Source organism: Corynebacterium pacaense (assembly GCF_900169525.1).
GTDB lineage: Bacteria > Actinomycetota > Actinomycetes > Mycobacteriales > Mycobacteriaceae > Corynebacterium > Corynebacterium pacaense.
In genome coordinates this window covers 1-15907 of record NZ_LT821240.1, presented here as the reverse complement: position 1 = coordinate 15907, position 15907 = coordinate 1, and the positions used below count along the sequence as shown (strand labels likewise).

The window sequence follows — 15907 nt, the reverse complement described above, 5'->3', positions numbered from 1 at the left end:
ATTTATAAAACTCCAGATGTGATCATGTTGGCTCGGAGGTCCTCGATCTCCTGCTCCGTCGGAGCGATGATCGGAAGTCGGGGATCTCCGGTTTCAATACCCTGCAGACGCAGAGCAGCCTTTGCCATGCTGACTCCACCCAGGCGAGCCTGGGAAGCTACCAGCGGGGATAGTGTGGCGTTTATTTCCCGCGCACGGGCGAGGTCGCCTTCCTCGAAGCTTGTGTACAGCTCGCGCAGAGCCTGTGGTGCCACATGTCCGATAACGGAAATGAACCCGGACCCTCCCAGTGCCAGCCAGGGAAGGTTGAGTGGATCATCTCCCGAGTACCAGGCGAGGCCGGTCTCCCGGATAAGATGCGCCGCTGCGACGAGATCACCCTTGGCGTCTTTCACCGCCATTATGGTGGGCAACTCGCTTAGACGCTTAATCGTATCAGATTCTATCGCAATAGCGGAGCGGCCGGGGATGTCATAGAGGCAGATCGGGAGGCTCGTCGCCTCGGCGACAGCGGTGAAGTGGCGGAACAGCCCCTCCTGGCTCGGCTTCGAGTAGTAGGGGGTGACCACGAGAAGTCCGTCCGCCCCGGCCTCCGCGGACGCCCTGGCCAGTTCGATGGAGGTCGCGGTGCTGTTGGTTCCGGCGCCGGCGATGATCCGTGCGCGTTGCCCGACCTCCTCCCGCACAGCCTTGAGCAGCTCCAGTTTCTCAGCAACCGTCGTCGTCGGCGACTCACCGGTGGTTCCGGCGAGGACGAGACAATCCACACCGTTGTCCACCAGATGCGCAGCAAGGCGACGTCCCGCCGCGACATCCAACAATCCTGTTTCCGTGAACGGGGTGACCATCGCCACTCCGACAGTGCCGAAGTGCTCGACTCCGGTCTTCGCTGTTAAACCTGTGCTCATGGTCACCAAGATTACCTGTTCCCTCTACATTCGGGCTCACCTACCCCACTAATGGTGAGCTTCCTTTACTCAGATTCGCTGAAAACCGGGCTTTCTAGAAATCGGTCACGTACGGGCTGGTTGCCATCCGTGAGCCGTCCGGCAGTACCTCAATCTCGAAATCCCCGAAGACCACGGGTGCGGATTCCTTCAGTTTCTCCAGACAGGCGACCGCGACGGCACGGATCTCCACATCGGCGTGCTCGCTGGCGCGCATGCCGATGAAGTGCCGCCACGAGCGGAAGTTTCCACTGACGACGATGCGCGATTCCGTGGCGTTAGGCAGGACCGCCCTCGCCGCCTGGCGCGCCTGCTTCTTGCGCAGAAGTGCGTTGGGTTCCCCGGCGAGCTTCTCTTCGAGAGCCGCGAGCAGTTCATTGTAGGCGAAACGGGTTTCATCCATCGTTCGCAGGAACATCTCGCGCAGCTCCTCATCCTCGGCGATCAAATCGGGAATGATCACCTCCGGCTGCCCGGTGTGGACGAAACGCTGCGACAGCTGGGAGAAGGAGAAGTGACGGTGCCGGATCAGCTCATGGGAGGCGGAACGCGAAATGCCGCGCAGGTACATCGTCGCGCTCGCGTGCTCGAGCAGAGCCATGTGACCGACCTCCATGATGTGCCGGATATAGGCCGCATTGGATGCGGTCCGGGGATTCGGTTTGTCGAAGGTCTCGTAACACGCCCGCCCCGCGAATTCCACCAGGGCTTCCGCCCCGGTGGCGTCGGTGGTCCAGTCCACCGACGGAGGCGGGGTGAAGGCCGTGCACGCAATCATGTCCACGCTGAGTTCGACCGGTTCTGCCACGCTGAATCTGCTCCTTGGAATACTCGGTTCTTCTTCTGGCCCGCGGCGCTACAGCCCGAGATAGTTCTCGAGTCCCACCGTCAGGCCCTTGTGCTCGGAAATCCTGCGAACGCCCATGAGCACCCCGGGAGCGAAGGAATTGCGGTCATAGGAGTCCTGCTTGATGGTCAGGGTCTGACCCTGCGTACCGAAGATCACCGCCTCATGCGCCACCATCCCGGACATCCGGACAGCGTGCACGGGGATGCCGTCGACGTCGGCCCCGCGTGCACCCTCGAGCCCCTGCTCAGTGGCATCGGGCTGCGGGCCCATTCCCGCTTCACGACGTGCCTGCGCGATGCCCTCCGCCGTGTGGACCGCGGTTCCCGACGGTGCGTCGAGTTTATTGGGGTGGTGCAGCTCGATAACCTCGACCGATTCAAAGAATCGGGCGGCCTGTTTGGAGAACACCATGGTCAGCACTGCGGAGATGGCGAAGTTCGGGGCGATGAGGACGCCGACATCCGGCTTTCCCTCCACCCAGTTGCGCACCTGAGCCAGGCGTTCCGCAGTGAAACCCGTGGTGCCGACCACCGCGGAGATGCCGTTGCTGATGCAGAATTCAAGATTCGCCATGACCGCACCCGGCGTTGTGAAATCAACAATCACCTCGGCGCCGCTGTCCACCAGCAGCTGCAGTTCACCGCCGTGATCGATCTCGGCGACCAGTTCCAGATCATCGGCCTCCTTAACCGCGCGGACGATGGTCTGTCCGACCCGTCCCTGTGCCCCGAGCACTCCAACCCTGATTCCCATCTACAGCTCCTTTAATCAACAGCCCGTTCATGTGCCTCCACCTAGCATAGACACTCCCTGACACCTCGATGCACAGCGACGCCGATGCGGTATCCCCGCCATCACAATTGGGCCACATTCCGTTCCCACCCACTGTTCGGGACGGCGGATGGCCGATAGGCTGCAGATATGAGAGCCACACGAATATTCCTCGGAGTGTCGTTGGTTTCCGTCGTTATGCTGCTCAACGCCTGCGCGGGGGGCGGTCAGGGCCAGGAGGATGCAGATTCCAGCCCATCGACGACAACGACGACGGCCACCGCCAACGCCTCGTCCTCGGCAGCTCCCACAACACCTTCCCCAACCGAGACGGCGAAACCCGTGCCACCCCTGGGTTCACCGGACCTCCAGGACAAGCAACAGGTCCCCTCCGGGATGAACGACATGTCTATCACCGGGATCCGGGTCGCGGGTCACGAGGGCTTCACCAGAGTGGTGGTCGATGTCGCCGGCAGCGGAACACCCGGCTGGTGGACCACCTACACCGATGAACCCCTGCAGCAGGCCTCCGGTCTTCCCGTAGATGTGGCGGGAGAATCCTTCCTCGATATCGGCATCGAGGGGATCGCCTACCCGGATGACGCCCTTGAACCCGGTATGGACATCGGAAACCTCCCCGGGTCGGGCATCGTCGAAGAGGTTGCTTTGACCAGCATTTTTGAGGCCCGGGCCCAGGTGGTCATCGGTATCACCGGAACCCCGGCCGACTATTCGGTCACCCTGCTCAAGGATCCGACCAGGGTGGTCATCGACATCGTCGATCGCAGGGGCTGAACAGTGACCACCGGGCAGTGACCGGGGGCCGGATTCCCCTAGTCCTCCTCGACAACCGGGACGAGGGAGATCTTCCCGCGGTTGTCGATGTCAGCGATCTCAACCTGGATCTTGTCACCGACCTTGACCACGTCCTCGACCTTCTCCACCCGGCGACCATCACCGAGTTTGGAGATGTGGACGAGTCCGTCCCTACCGGGCAGAAGCGACACGAAGGCACCGAAGGCGGTGGTCTTGACCACGGTCCCGAGGAATCGCTCCCCGACCTTCGGCAGCTGGGGATTGGCCAGCGCGTTGATCTTTTCTATCGCGGCCTCCGCGGCCTCCCCGGAGGAGGCGGAGATGAACACGGTTCCATCATCCTCGATGGAGATGTTCGCTCCGGTCTCCTCGGTGAGGGCGTTGATGTTCTTGCCCTTGGGTCCGATCAGTTCGCCGATCTTGGACACGGGGATGGACACGGTGGTGATACGCGGTGCGAACTCGCTCATCTCATCGGGGCCGTCGATGACCTCCGCCATCGTCTGCAGGATGGTGATGCGGGCATCACGGGCCTGATCCAGAGCGTCGGAGAGGACCGAGGAGGGGATGCCGTCGAGCTTGGTGTCCAGCTGCAGTGCGGTAATGAAATCGGCGGTGCCCGCGACCTTGAAGTCCATGTCGCCGAAGGCGTCCTCGGCGCCGAGGATATCGGTCAGTGCGACATACTCGGTCTTGCCGTCCACCTCACCGGAAACGAGCCCCATGGCGATACCTGCGACCGGAGCCTTCAATGGCACGCCGGCGTTGTACAGCGAGAGCACCGAGGCGCAGACGGACCCCATGGAGGTAGAACCGTTGGAACCCAGTGCCTCGGAGACCTGACGGATCGAATAGGGGAAGTCCTCGCGGGAGGGGATCACCGGAAGGACGGCCCGCTCGGCGAGTGCGCCGTGACCGATCTCGCGTCGCTTGGGGGAACCGACGCGGCCGGTCTCACCCGTGGAGTACGGCGGGAAGTTGTAGTGGTGCATGTACCGCTTGGAATCCACCGGCGACAGGGAGTCGATCTGCTGCTCCATCTTCAGCATGTCCAGGGTGGTCACGCCGAGGATCTGGGTCTCGCCGCGCTCGAAGAGTGAGGAGCCGTGGGCGCGCGGGATCAGTTCGACCTCCACGCCGAGGTCGCGGATATCGGTGGTGCCGCGACCATCGATGCGGAAGTGGTCGGTGAGGATCATCCGGCGCACAATCTGCTTCATCACGGTGTTGAAGGCCGCACGGATCTCCTTGGAGGCCGTCTCCGCCGACTCGTACTCGGACAGGAACTGTCCACGAAGCTCCGCTTCGATCTGTGCCATGTACTCATTGGTGGCGTCGTCACGCTCCTGCTTACCCTTGATGGTCAGCAGCTTGGCGAGCTTCTTGCTCGCTTTGCGCTCGACGGCGGCAAAAACCTCATCGGTGAATGCCGGGAACAGGGGGAACTGCCTGGGCTCCTTGGCCACACGCTGTGCCAGGCCCTCCTGCGCACGGCAGAGAATCTCGATGAAGGGCTTGGCAGCCTCGAGTCCCTGCGAGACGATCGCCTCGGTGGGCGCCGGAGCGCCTTCCGCGATCCGCTCGACGACGGTCTCGGAGGCACCCGCCTCCACCATCATCACGGCGACGTCGTTGACGGTCTTGCGTCCCTGCTTGCGCTGCACCAGACGACCGGCGACGACGAGTTCAAACACGGACTGGGCGTGCTGGTCGGCCGTGGGGAAGGCGACCCACTGCCCCTCCGGGTGCTTCTCGTCCACAACCAGTGCCATGCGGACACCGCCGACCGCGCCGGAGACCGGCAGGCCTGAGATGCGGGTGGCCGCCGAGGCGCCGTTGATCGCAAGGACATCGTAGTAATCCTTGGGATCGACCGAGAGTACGGTGATCACAATCTGGACCTCATTGCGAAGACCCTTGACGAAGGTCGGTCGCAGCGGGCGGTCGATGAGGCGGCAGGCCAGGATGGCCTCGGTGGAGGGTCGACCCTCACGGCGGAAGAATGAACCGGGGATGCGACCGGCGGCGTACATGCGCTCTTCCACATCGACGGTCAGGGGGAAGAAGTCCAGGCCCTCCCGGGGCTGGTTGGATGCGGTGGTGGTTGCCAGCAGCATCGTGTCATCATCAAGATAGGTGGTCACTGCACCATCGGCCTGACGTGCGAGCTGGCCGGTCTCAAAACGGATGGTGCGGGTTCCGAAGTCACCGTTGTCGATGGTGGCCACGGCTTCTGTCAGGCCGAAATCGGTGTCCTCGAAATACTGAACATCGCTCATAAGCGAATAGTTCTCCTCTCGTTTAGTTCTGCTCGACGATCGTCGGTGCCGTCGAATATCCGGTGTGTTTTGCAACGGGGGCCATTCTATCAGCTATCCGCGCGTTACCCGAGTCGAAGCGCTACCGCGCTCCCCGGAAAAACAGACAACCGCCCTTCCCGGAGGGAGAGGGCGGTTGTCTGTTCTGCTGTGAATTATCGACGCAGGCCGAGGCGTGCGATCAGATCACGGTAGCGGTCGACGTTGTTGTCGGCCAGGTACTTGAGCAGGCCACGACGGCGACCAACCAGAAGCAGCAGGCCACGACGTGAGTGGTGGTCGTGCTTGTGGGACTTCAGGTGCTCGGTCAGGCTATTGATGCGGAAGGTGAGCATGGCCACCTGCGCCTCGGGGGAGCCGGTATCGGTCTCGTGAAGGCCGTACTCGGACAGGATGGACTTCTTCTGCTCGGAAGTCAGAGCCATGGGGTTCTCCTAGAGTTATTTCAGTCCGCAAGAAATGTTCCACCCGCACCCAGGTGCGGGTTCGTCGCCGTGCAACTGCTGCGGACCGCAGTCGCAAAACCGTCAGTTACTTTACCACCTCCGGCCCTGAGCACCCAAAAGGCACCACTTCGCTGGCCCGTGGGAGATGATGAGCTAGGTGGTCACGGCCCCCCGCGCGACGTTGCCGATCCTCCTCATGAACTCGGTGAGGAAACGATCCACATCGACCGCGACAGCGGCACGCGAGGTGCGGTGGGCATCGTTGAGACGCTCCTCGTCGCCGATGGTGCGCCCGCGCGTCGGCCCCTCCACATCCACCTTGAGGTTGATAGGGAGCAGGGTGACCAGGCTCGGATCGACCGCGACCCCGACGGCGAGCGGATCGTGGAGGCCACACCCACCCAGATGCGGGGCCGTGGTTTCATAGGCCTTGATGTAGTAGTCGGTCATGTCCGCGAGCGCGAGCGCCGCCGGAGTGCCCAGCTCTCGCCACTGCGCGGTGTGCTCCCTGGTCAACAGTGTCTGCAGGGTCACATCGAGGCCGATCATGGTGACATCGGCCCCGGAACGGAACAAGTCGTTGGCGGCATCGGGATCCTGGTTGATGTTGGCCTCCGCCCAGGGGCTGACATTGCCGGGAACGGTGAGCGCACCTCCCATGATCACGATCCTCGCGGCGTCCACGAAGTCGGGATCCTTCGCTGCGGCCGCAGCGAGGTTGGTCATCGGGCCGGTGGCGATGATCACAAGGTCGTCGCCGTGCTCCCGCACGGATTCGATGAGGAAGTCAACCGCACCCTGACGCGGCTCGGAGCCGGAGGGGGCGAGTTCGACCCCACCGATTCCGTTCTCTCCGTGGATGAACGCGGAGATCTCCAGGACCTCGAAGCCGCTGCGGGTGCTCGCGTGCGGCTCACCCAGGTAGACCGGGACGTCCCCGGCGCCGAACAGGTCGAGCAGCGCCAGGTCGTTGGCCGCGCCGGTCTCCACGAGGACGTTGCCGTAGGTTGCGGTGATACCGATGACCTCCAGCTCGGGAGAACCCAGCGCATAGGCCAGTGCGAGGGCGTCATCGATGCCCGTGTCCAGATCCAGAATTGCCTTCTTGCTCATTTTAAGCCGTGCCCTTCCCAAAGCATTGTGGTGTTCTTCCGCCCGCCCATATTAGGCGGGAGGCAGCTGCGCATCAGCCTTCAGCAGCTTCTCGTCGTGCCCGAGAATCTCGCGGGCCTTGGATACATCGCGCGCCATCGCATCGAGCAGGTCCCGCACACCGTTGAATCTGACCATCTCGCGCAGGTGTCCGACGAACTCGACCATCACGTGGTGTCCATAGAGATCGGCGTCCCGGTCGATGACGAAGGCCTCGACGCTGCGTCGTTCATCTCCGAAGGTGGGGTTGGTTCCCACCGAGATCGCGGAGGGATAGCGTATCCCGGGGACCATGTCACCATCGATGTCCCGCGAGATGTCCCGGTCTATCGCCCTGTCATCGGTGATGGTGAACCACCCCGCGTAGACACCGTCCGCAGGCAGCGCCACCGATTCGGGAAAGTAGAGGTTGGCCGTGGGATAGCCGAGTTCCTTTCCTCCACGACCGGCGCCGCGCACCACCTCGCCGCGCACCGCGTACCGTCTGCCAAGTGCCCAATTGGCGCGTTCGATCTCGCCGTGGGCGAGATACTCGCGCACCAGGGAGGAACAGATGCAGATGCCCTGATCATGCACCAGCGGCATGATCTCCACATCGACGCCGTGAAGCGCTCCCAGGCGCCTCATCGTTTCATCGGTTCCGCTCCCGTCGGCACCGAAGGTGAAGTTCTCCCCCACCACCACCGCCCGTGCATGGAGAGTTTTTACGAGCATGGTGGTGAAGTAGTCCTCGGCGGACAGGCCCGCCAGCTCGCGGGTGAAGTCAATGACCAGTGCGGCGTCGATGCCCTGCTCACCGGCGAGGTGCAGACGGTAGTCGATGGGCGCCAGCTGCGTGGGTTGCCTGCCCGGCAGAAACACCGAGATCGGATGCGGGTCGAAGGTGACCATTACGCAGGGAACACCCAGCTCTCGTGCCTTCCTGACGGCACGCCGCATGAGTGTCTGGTGCCCCCTGTGCACCCCGTCGAAGACGCCGATGGTGACGACAGATCCCCTCAGATCGTCGGGCACTTCCTTCAAACCACACCAAATATCCACGCGCACCAGATTACGGCATACACTTATCCGACATGAATGATCCCGCCCTAAGCCCAGGACTCGTAATCGTGGACAAGCCGGCCGGCATGACATCCCATGATGTGGTGTCGAGGCTCCGCCGCGCCTTCTCCACCCGGAGGGTGGGGCACGCCGGCACCCTCGATCCCATGGCCACCGGAGTGCTGGTCATCGGTATCGAACGCGGTACCCGCTTCCTGGCGCACCTGATCGCCTCTACCAAGGCCTATGACGCGACCATCCGTCTCGGAGAGTCCACCACCACCGATGATGCCGAGGGGGACACGCTCACCAGAGCGGACGCCTCAACGCTTGACGACGCCTCCATCGACGCTGCGATCGGTGCCCTCACGGGCGAGATCATGCAGAAACCGGCGCGGGTCAGTGCCATCAGGATTGATGGGAAACGCGCCCACGAGCGCGTTCGCGCGGGCGAGGAGGTGGACATACCCGCACGACCGGTGACGGTGACGGCCTTTGAGGTGCTCGGACGCAGGCGATCCGGCACCGCCTACGACATCGACGTGCGGGTGCACTGCTCCTCGGGTACCTACATCCGTTCCCTGGCCCGTGATCTCGGTGAGGCTCTCGGGGTCGGTGGGCACCTTACCGCTCTTCGGCGCACCGAGGTCGGCCCGTTCACCCTGGACGATTCCATCCCGTTGGCGGAGCTGCAGGAGAAGGCCCGGCTGTCACTCACCCTGGACGAGGCACTCACGCGCACCTACCCCGTGCTGGATATCTCCGAGGAGGAGGGGCTGGCGCTTTCCATGGGAAAATGGCTGGAACCGCGCGGACTGCGTGGTGTGCACGCGGCCCGGACCCCCTCGGGTCGCGCCATCGCACTCGTGGAGGAGAAGGGCAAACGGCTGGCCACCGTATTCGTCGCCCGGCCCAGCACCCTTTGAACCGGTTGTTCAGGTCACCGAGGTGGCCGCGATGACGAAACCGTCCCGCAGCGCCCACCGTCCCGAAATGAAGGGTACCGGGGTTGGTCTGACCAGCAGATAGGAGACGAAGGTGCCATCGTCGCGGAGATCAATCTCCGCCTGCTCAAAGCCCAGCCAGCGGTGCGTGAGCGGGAACCAGGCCTTGTAGGTTGCCTCCTTCGCGCAGAACAGAAGTCGGTCCGCGCAGTGCAGCCCCGATTCCTCCATTCGCTTGAGCTGGGGCAACTCCCCCACCCTGGCGATCGACCCGAGCACACCCTCGGGGAGCGGCTCCGCCGGCTCGGCGTCGAGTCCCATTGATCGGACCAGGAGCCGCGGTGCGACGACCGCGGCCCGGAAACCGTCGGTGTGGGTCAGCGATCCGGAAACGGCCGAGGGCCACAGCGGCATTCCGCGCTCGCCCCGGAGGATGGGATCACCACCGTCACGCCCGAGTTCCTTCAGTGCCTGATGTGCGCACCAGCGTGCGTCGCCGAACTCCGACTTACGGATGTCCACGGAATGCGCGACCAGGGCCTTTTCAAGGGGGTGCAGATGGTTGAAATGCTCCAGATCGGGCCCGGCGCCGCCCGTGCGCATGGAGGCGAAGCGCGCCGAGGAGGGAAACAGCGACTCATCGAGCATTGCCGACCTCCATGACGGGATAGGGCCAGACGTGGCCCTCCCCCCATTGCTCCCACTCGCGCGGATAGCCCAGGGAGACCTCGATGTGTCTGATTCCGTTGATCTCGGTGACACCCGGAATGTGCAGGTGTCCGTAGATCACGGCCTGCGCGTTGTACCTCTCGGCCCAGCCGCGGGTGTGCCTGGTGCCGCACCACAGTGCCAGTTCCTGCCACCGCATCTTCCTCGTGGGTTCCACAATCAGCGGCCAGTGGTTGATCAGGATCGTCGGCCCGCTGATCTTGCTCAGGCGTTTGATGGAATAGGCGAGGCGGTCCCAGCACCACGCGCGGATGTCCACGAAGGGGGCGATGGAGAACTCATCGGTCATCATCACCTGGCGGTCACGGGCCGCCTGGACCGCCTGCTCGACGGTGAACCCGGGGCGTCTGAAGGAATAGTCGTAGAGGGTGAACAGCGGCACGATGGTGACCCCGCCGAATGTCAGATACGGGTCTTCAGGCGTGAGCACGTCGATTTTGCGGCAGCCCTCGACCAGCTCGGTGTACTTGTCCCTGCCCTGGTAGCGGTCGGCGGAACGGGAAAACAACTCGTGGTTTCCGGGAACCCAGATGACCTTGGCGAAACGCTGGCGGAGCCGGGCGAGCACCGCCAGGACAAGCTCGGTCCGTTCGGCGACATCGCCTGCGACGATCAGCCAGTCCGAAGGATCCTTCGGATGGATGTTGGCGATCGGATCGGCGTTCGCCTTCACCGCTGCATGAAGATCAGCAACCGCCCACAACGTCGTGGTCACATGCACCTCCACATTCTCGTCCGGGGACCGCACCCCGAATTCCGTGCGGCCTTCACCCATTATGCCTGCCACGGCCGTGAACTCCGGAATGTGCTGGTCACACCGGTGGTTCAACCAAGGCGCGCCCCTGACCTGGCCCAGCGCATGGAAAGGAAGCGCCACACCACCGCCAGCAGCCGGATGATGATGAACGCCAGCAGCCCGAACCACACCCCGGTGAGTCCTGCGTCGAGCACATAGGACAGCCACACCCCGGGCAGGAAGCCCCCGAGCACCGCGATGATGGAGGCATTGCGCAGGAACACCGCGTCGGAGGCTCCGAGGAGAACACCGTCGATGGCGAAGACCACACCACCAGCGATGATCATGGCGATCATGATCCACCATGGTTCGGCGATGGCTGCGAGAACCTCCGGGTCGGAGGTGAAGATTCGCGGGATGATCGAATGCAGGGTGGCGAAGACGGCCCCGAGAACCAGGGCGAAGACCAGCGAATAGCTGATCACCCGGATTCCAACCTTCCGCGCCACGGCCGTGGAGGATCTGCCCAGTGCCGCACCGGTGAGCGTCTGGGCCGCTATCGCAAGCGAATCCAGGACGAGGGTGATGAAGTTCCACAGTTGAAGCATCACCTGATGGGCGGCGAGTGACGCGGTGCCGAAACGTGCGGCCACCGCGGCCGCAGAGAGGAAGGCAACCTGGAAGGACAGTGATCGCAGAATCAGGTCCCTGCCGAGGATGAGCTGCTTGCTCATCACGCTCCAGCGCGGCCGCCAGTCACCCGAGTGGTGGCGGACCAGGGCGATGAGGAAGAGGCTCGCGGTTATCGCCTCGGCGATGACATTGGCCCATGCGGAGCCGACGAGCCCGAAATGTCCGACCATGTATGGGATCAGCACCGCGCCGGGGACCACCCCGGCGAGTGTGAAGTACAACGGCAGCCTGGTGTTCTGAATCCCGCGTAGCCAGCCGTTTCCGGCCATGATGATCAGGATGAAGGGGATCGCGATGGCGGCGGTCCGCAGCCACCTGGCCGACTCCGAGGCCACGATGTCATCGCCGCTCAACCACAGCGTGAACACGGGGGCGCAGATCAGGATTACGGCGGCAATTCCGAGTCCCGTGAACAGGGCGACCCAGGTTGCCTGGACCCCCTCCGCGACCGCACCCCTTCTATCCCCCGCGCCGAACAGCCGCGCCGACCTGGCCGTCGTGCCATAGGACAGAAAAGTCAACTGCGTGGTCACCTGTGCCTGGATCGTCGTCGCCGCACCCAGTGCTGCGAGCTCGAGGCCTCCGAGCCGTCCGACCACCGCGGTATCGAGGAGAAGGTAGAGCGGCATCGCGGCAAGGACCGCGAGAGCGGGGAGCGCCAATCCGAGGATCTGTCGCGCACCCACCTCGACGGGTTCGTCCAGGCGATCACCCCGCGGCACGGTCATCGGGCGACCATTGAACTCCGCATCGATTCACCCAGCTCAACCACGGCGTCGATGAGGGTGTCAAGTGCCTCCAGCTCGGTGCCGCGTGCGGTGTATCCCGCTGCCGGGATGTGCCCGCCGCCGCCGAGATGGACCGCGAGTGAACCGACACTCAAATGGGTCGAGCGCAGGGATACAGTGAACACGCCGGGTTCGTACTCCTTGAACACCGCCCCGAAGTCAGCTCCCTGAACCGAGCGCACCGTTTCAATGAGGCTCTCCACGGCCGCACGGGACTCCCCGTTGATGGTGTCATAATCGGCGACGAGCACCGCGAGCTTGTAGGGGCCGGCCTGGCGCATCTCGATGCGCGAGATGATTCTTCCCACCAGGCGAAGGTTCTCGATGGAGGTGTTGTCGATGAGATCCGCGGAAATCGCGCGGATATCCAGCCCATACTCCATCATCTGCTTGGCCATGTCGTGCATGACCGGGCGACCCCACCGGAAACACCCGGTGTCGGTGAGCAGCCCCGCGTACAGGCAGTGGGCGATTTCCGGGGTGAGCTGGACGGAAAGATCCCCGAACCAGTCGTTGAGGATCGTCGTCGTGGACTCGGCCTCGGGCTGGATCAGATTCACCGCACCGAAACCCGGATTCGTCGCATGGTGATCGACGACGATCACACGGTCACGCAACCTGTCGATGTCCTTTTCAAAGCTTCCGGTCCGCTCACGGGAACCGCAATCGACGACGATGACCAGGTCGGTGTCCGGCAGGGATTCCCGCATCTCCACTTCTTCCGATCCCGGCAGGCTGCGCAGGTTCTCGGGCATCGGCTCCAGTTCGCCGATATAGCCCCGGGCATTCTTGCCGAGCTGCCGCATGGCCGCGACCGTGGCACAGATACTGCCCACGGCATCGGCATCGGGACGCAGATGCCCCACGACGGCGATGGTGTCCGCGGCTGCGACCAGCTCGGAAGCCGGCCGGCTCTCCTCGTGCTCAAGCACCCCTACTGGACCTCTTCCGTGACGTCGGTCTTGTAGGGATTCGCCGCCCCGGCGGGTGTGGCTGATTCCTTCAGCCTGGCCAGTTCCTCATCGCGGGCGCGTGCTCGTTCCAACAATGCCTCCATGTGAGCCGAGGCCTCCGGAACGGTGTCCAGTCTGAACGTCAGCGTCGGGGTAAAACGAACCCCCAGCTGCTCACCGACGATCTTTCGGAGTTGTCCACGGGCACGATGGAGTGCCTCCGCCGCGGCGTCGGTGTCCGGGGCGTCCTCGATGGTGGCACCGCGGACGGTGTAGAAAACCGTGGCGTCATGCAGGTCACCGGTCATGGTGACGTCGGTGACCGTGACGAATTCCAGTCGTCGGTCCTTGATCTCGCCCTCGATGGCGCTGGCGACGATGGTTTGAATGCGCTTTGCCATTCGGGCTGCGCGTGCGTTATCCGCCATGTCGGACCCCTCCTTATAAACTCACGGTCTTTGCAATACCTGAAAATTCTACCCTGTGTCACCCCGGCTTTGATAAGACCTCGGGTGGAGGGTGCCAAATCACCATCCGCTGCGCCGCTCGCCGGAGCGGTTCAGACGGACGGAGGGTGGGCCGTGTCCCGGACGCCAACTGCGCCCGGGACACGGCCCACCCTCTGATCCTGCAGCAGCGGGCTAGGATTCGCGGGGAACCTCTACCTGCTCGAAGGCCTCGATCTTGTCGCCGACCTGGATATCCGGGTAGGACAGGACCATACCGCATTCATAACCTGCGGAGACCTCGGTGACATCATCCTTCTCGCGGCGCAGGGACTCGATCTTCGCATTCGGCGCGATGACATTGCCATCGCGGATGATGCGAACATTGGCATTCCTGCGCATCTTTCCGTCCTCGACCATACAGCCGGCGATGAGACCGACGGCGGAAGCCTTGAAGATCGCACGGACCTCGGCCCGGCCGACCTCACGCTCCTCATAGATCGGCTTGAGCAGACCCTTGAGGGCCGCCTCGACCTCTTCGATGGCGCGGTAGATGACGGTGTAGTAGCGGACATCGACCCCCTCGGCGTTGGCCTCCTCGGTGGCCTTGCCCTCGGCGCGGACGTTGAAGGCGATGATCACCGCATCGGAGGCCGCGGCCAGCGATACGTTGGTCTGGGTCACCGCACCGACGCCACGGTCGATGATGTTCAGCTGAACCTCGTCGTCCACGTCGATCTTGAGCAGTGCCTCCTCCAGTGCCTCCACGGAGCCGGCGTTGTCGCCCTTGAGGATGAGGTTGAGGGTGCTGTGTTCCTGCAGAACAGCATCCAGATCCTCGAGGGAGACGCGCTTGCGGGTCTTGGCGGCCAGTGCGTTGCGCCTGCGGGCGTTACGCTGGTTGGCGATCTGACGCGCCATGCGGTCATCCTCGACCACGAGCAGGTTGTCACCGGCGCCGGGGACGCCACTGAGACCCTGCATCTGCACGGGGCGGGACGGACCCGCCTCCTCGACGTCACGACCATACTCATCGACCATGCGACGCACGCGGCCGTAGGTGTCGCCTGCGACGATCGAGTCGCCGACGCGCAGGGTTCCTCGCTGGACGATGACGGTGGCCACCGGGCCCCGACCGCGGTCCAGGTGCGCCTCGATGGCGATACCCTGGGCGTCCATGTCCGGGTTGGCAACCAGGTCCAGCTGCGCATCCGCTGTGAGGCAGATGGCGCTGAGCAGTTCATCAATGTGGAGGTTCTGCTTGGCCGAGATGTCGACGAAGATGGTGTCGCCACCGTACTCCTCGGGCACGAGACCGTACTCGGTGAGCTGTCCGCGGATCTTCTCCGGTGAGGCGCCCGGCTTGTCGATCTTGTTCACCGCGACCACGATCGGCACATCAGCGGCCTTCGCATGGTTGATCGCCTCCACTGTCTGCGGCATGACCCCGTCGTCGGCGGCCACAACGAGCACCGCAATATCGGTCGCCTTGGCACCACGGGCACGCATGGCCGTGAAGGCCTCGTGACCGGGGGTGTCAAGGAAGGTGATGGTGCGCTCGGCGCCCTCAACATCGACCTTGACCTGGTACGCACCGATGCCCTGGGTGATGCCGCCCGCCTCGTCGGAACCGACGTTTGACTTACGGATCGTATCAAGGAGTCGGGTCTTGCCGTGGTCGACGTGACCCATGACGGTGACCACCGGGGGACGCTTGGCGAGGTCCTCGACCCCACCCTCGTCCTCACCGAACTGCAGGTCGAAGCTCTCCAGGAGCTCGCGGTCCTCATCCTCGGGGGAGACGACCTCAACTTTGTAGTTCATCTCCTCACCGAGCAGGGTCAGCGTCTCGTCGGAGACGGACGCCGTTGCCGTGACCATTTCGCCCAGGTTGAACAGTGCCTGCACGAGAGCTGCGGCATCCGCACCGATCTTGTCGGCGAAGTCCGCCAGCGACGCCCCTCGTGCCAGGCGCAGGACCGCGCCCTGTCCGTCGGGCAGGCGGACGCCACCGATGACGTTCGGCGCCTGCATTGATTCGTATTCGTTGCGCTTCTGACGCTTCGACTTACGTCCACGACGCGGCGCGCCACCGGGGCGTCCGAAAGCGCCTGCGGTGCCGCCACGACGACCGCCGCGACCTGCTCCACCACTGCGGTTCGGTCCGCCCTGGCCGCCGCCCTGACTACCGGAGTTACCGCCACGACCGCGGGTACCCGCGGTCGTGGCGGTAACTCCGGTAGTCAGGGCGGCGGCCAGGGCGGACCGAACCGCAGT

General features: G+C 63.8%; 15 protein-coding genes. 2 read left to right on the top strand and 13 right to left on the bottom strand.

Annotation, left to right across the window (positions count from 1 at the left end):
- Positions 1 to 2: 2 nt before the first annotated feature.
- From dapA to dapB, 3 genes are all read right to left on the bottom strand, one after another.
- Complete coding sequence (gene dapA / locus B7E02_RS07200) at positions 3 to 908, bottom strand: 4-hydroxy-tetrahydrodipicolinate synthase (RefSeq protein ID WP_080794540.1); 906 nt, start codon at positions 906 to 908, stop codon at positions 3 to 5.
- Between the two features lie 94 nt (positions 909 to 1002).
- Complete coding sequence (gene thyX / locus B7E02_RS07195; RefSeq protein WP_080794538.1) at positions 1003 to 1755, bottom strand: FAD-dependent thymidylate synthase; 753 nt, start codon at positions 1753 to 1755, stop codon at positions 1003 to 1005.
- A gap of 48 nt (positions 1756 to 1803) precedes the next feature.
- Positions 1804 to 2550, bottom strand: a complete 747-nt coding sequence (dapB, locus tag B7E02_RS07190; protein WP_080794534.1) for a 4-hydroxy-tetrahydrodipicolinate reductase — start codon at positions 2548 to 2550, stop codon at positions 1804 to 1806.
- Between the two features lie 168 nt (positions 2551 to 2718).
- Here dapB and B7E02_RS07185 point away from each other — a divergent pair, with 168 nt between their 5' ends.
- Entirely contained in the window at positions 2719 to 3363 is a 645-nt protein-coding gene (locus tag B7E02_RS07185) for an AMIN-like domain-containing (lipo)protein (protein WP_080794531.1), read from the top strand.
- Between the two features lie 38 nt (positions 3364 to 3401).
- Here B7E02_RS07185 and B7E02_RS07180 read toward each other — a convergent pair whose 3' ends face one another.
- The 4 genes from B7E02_RS07180 to B7E02_RS07165 form a co-directional block, all read right to left on the bottom strand.
- Entirely contained in the window at positions 3402 to 5663 is a 2262-nt protein-coding gene (locus B7E02_RS07180; RefSeq protein WP_080794528.1) for a polyribonucleotide nucleotidyltransferase, read from the bottom strand.
- A gap of 194 nt (positions 5664 to 5857) precedes the next feature.
- A complete protein-coding gene (rpsO, locus tag B7E02_RS07175; protein ID WP_080794526.1) occupies positions 5858 to 6127 on the bottom strand; it encodes a 30S ribosomal protein S15 in 270 nt (89 codons plus the stop codon).
- 174 nt (positions 6128 to 6301) lie between these two features.
- Positions 6302 to 7261: a nucleoside hydrolase gene (locus B7E02_RS07170; protein ID WP_080794524.1), complete on the bottom strand. Its 960-nt coding sequence runs from the start codon at positions 7259 to 7261 to the stop codon at positions 6302 to 6304.
- Positions 7262 to 7312: 51 nt separating this feature from the next.
- Positions 7313 to 8341 carry a bifunctional riboflavin kinase/FAD synthetase gene (locus B7E02_RS07165; protein ID WP_080794522.1) on the bottom strand — a complete coding sequence of 343 codons (1029 nt, stop codon included), beginning with the start codon at positions 8339 to 8341 and terminating at the stop codon, positions 7313 to 7315.
- A 32-nt stretch (positions 8342 to 8373) separates the two neighbouring features.
- On the opposite strand from B7E02_RS07165, the gene truB reads away from it, so the two are divergent.
- The gene (truB, locus tag B7E02_RS07160) at positions 8374 to 9267 is read left to right on the top strand and encodes a tRNA pseudouridine(55) synthase TruB (RefSeq protein ID WP_080794521.1); all 894 of its coding nucleotides are present in this window, start codon (positions 8374 to 8376) and stop codon (positions 9265 to 9267) included.
- A gap of 9 nt (positions 9268 to 9276) precedes the next feature.
- Here truB and B7E02_RS07155 read toward each other — a convergent pair whose 3' ends face one another.
- The 6 genes from B7E02_RS07155 to infB form a co-directional block, all read right to left on the bottom strand.
- The gene (locus B7E02_RS07155; protein ID WP_080794519.1) at positions 9277 to 9933 is read right to left on the bottom strand and encodes a 4'-phosphopantetheinyl transferase family protein; all 657 of its coding nucleotides are present in this window, start codon (positions 9931 to 9933) and stop codon (positions 9277 to 9279) included.
- The gene (locus B7E02_RS07150) at positions 9923 to 10729 is read right to left on the bottom strand and encodes a metallophosphoesterase family protein (protein ID WP_080796837.1); all 807 of its coding nucleotides are present in this window, start codon (positions 10727 to 10729) and stop codon (positions 9923 to 9925) included. The genes B7E02_RS07155 and B7E02_RS07150 overlap by 11 nt, the downstream gene beginning before the upstream one ends.
- A 110-nt stretch (positions 10730 to 10839) precedes the next feature.
- Positions 10840 to 12171, bottom strand: coding sequence for an MATE family efflux transporter (locus B7E02_RS07145; RefSeq protein WP_080794517.1), 1332 nt, complete (start codon positions 12169 to 12171; stop codon positions 10840 to 10842).
- Complete coding sequence (locus B7E02_RS07140) at positions 12168 to 13163, bottom strand: DHH family phosphoesterase (RefSeq protein WP_080794516.1); 996 nt, start codon at positions 13161 to 13163, stop codon at positions 12168 to 12170. Before B7E02_RS07140 ends, B7E02_RS07145 begins: the two co-directional genes overlap by 4 nt.
- Before the next feature lie 2 nt (positions 13164 to 13165).
- Positions 13166 to 13612, bottom strand: coding sequence for a 30S ribosome-binding factor RbfA (gene rbfA, locus B7E02_RS07135; RefSeq protein ID WP_080794514.1), 447 nt, complete (start codon positions 13610 to 13612; stop codon positions 13166 to 13168).
- A gap of 213 nt (positions 13613 to 13825) precedes the next feature.
- The coding region (infB, locus tag B7E02_RS07130; RefSeq protein ID WP_245802216.1) for a translation initiation factor IF-2 at positions 13826 to 15907 on the bottom strand (2082 nt) is incomplete at its 5' end.

Excerpts from the sequence above, each read along its gene's own strand:
- dapB (WP_080794534.1), bottom strand. The coding sequence starts at position 2,550 with ATGGGAATCAGGGTTGGAGTGCTCGGGGCACAGGGACGGGTCGGACAG.
- rpsO (WP_080794526.1), bottom strand. The coding sequence starts at position 6,127 with ATGGCTCTGACTTCCGAGCAGAAGAAGTCCATCCTGTCCGAGTACGGC.
- B7E02_RS07185 (WP_080794531.1), top strand. The coding sequence starts at position 2,719 with ATGAGAGCCACACGAATATTCCTCGGAGTGTCGTTGGTTTCCGTCGTT.
- dapA (WP_080794540.1), bottom strand. The coding sequence starts at position 908 with ATGAGCACAGGTTTAACAGCGAAGACCGGAGTCGAGCACTTCGGCACT.
- B7E02_RS07170 (WP_080794524.1), bottom strand. The coding sequence starts at position 7,261 with ATGAGCAAGAAGGCAATTCTGGATCTGGACACGGGCATCGATGACGCC.
- B7E02_RS07145 (WP_080794517.1), bottom strand. The coding sequence starts at position 12,171 with ATGACCGTGCCGCGGGGTGATCGCCTGGACGAACCCGTCGAGGTGGGT.
- B7E02_RS07180 (WP_080794528.1), bottom strand. The coding sequence starts at position 5,663 with ATGAGCGATGTTCAGTATTTCGAGGACACCGATTTCGGCCTGACAGAA.
- truB (WP_080794521.1), top strand. The coding sequence starts at position 8,374 with ATGAATGATCCCGCCCTAAGCCCAGGACTCGTAATCGTGGACAAGCCG.
- rbfA (WP_080794514.1), bottom strand. The coding sequence starts at position 13,612 with ATGGCGGATAACGCACGCGCAGCCCGAATGGCAAAGCGCATTCAAACC.
- B7E02_RS07155 (WP_080794519.1), bottom strand. The coding sequence starts at position 9,933 with ATGCTCGATGAGTCGCTGTTTCCCTCCTCGGCGCGCTTCGCCTCCATG.